Source organism: Helicobacter sp. NHP22-001, from assembly GCF_030270165.1.
Lineage (GTDB): Bacteria > Campylobacterota > Campylobacteria > Campylobacterales > Helicobacteraceae > Helicobacter > Helicobacter gastrofelis.
In genome coordinates this window covers 1-488 of sequence record NZ_BSWS01000039.1, presented here as the reverse complement: position 1 = coordinate 488, position 488 = coordinate 1, and the positions used below count along the sequence as shown (strand labels likewise).

Sequence of the window (488 nt, the reverse complement as noted above, 5' to 3'; positions counted from 1 at the left end):
TTCACACACCAAGCACAAGAAATAATCGCCTAGATTATCTCTTTTAACGGTTAAAGTCTTGGGTTTACCTACAAGGTTGTAGGTCTTGACAAACTTAAAAACATAGCCATTAAAAGAAATAACATTGTCTTGGATTTTATAACCTGTCTTGCCCTTGAATGTGAAAGATTGATATAGGGTTGTCTTTTTGAATCTAGGTGGTCTGTCCTGTTTTTTAAAAAACTTTTGATAGGCTTTGTCTATCCTTTCTACTAACTCCTGCAAAGTTTTAGGGCCTAGAGTTTTTAAAAAAGCAAACCTGCTTGTTCTTTTTAGCTTTGTGATGTGCTTTTGCAGAGTGTAGAGTTTTAAATGCTTTTTAAAAAGCCCATAATACCTCTTATGCAAAGCAATGCAATGATTGTAGCAATGCTATAGAGGCGCAGAAGTTTGCCGATGTGCTTATTTTTGCTTGAATTGTAGAGTTTCTGCTTGTAGGCGATTAACAT

The 488-nt window shown here is 35.2% G+C and carries 1 pseudogene; it reads right to left on the bottom strand.

The annotated features are described in order from the left end of the window. A pseudogene (locus QSJ47_RS08135) lies at positions 1–488 on the bottom strand (nuclease/transposase family protein); the annotation flags it as partial.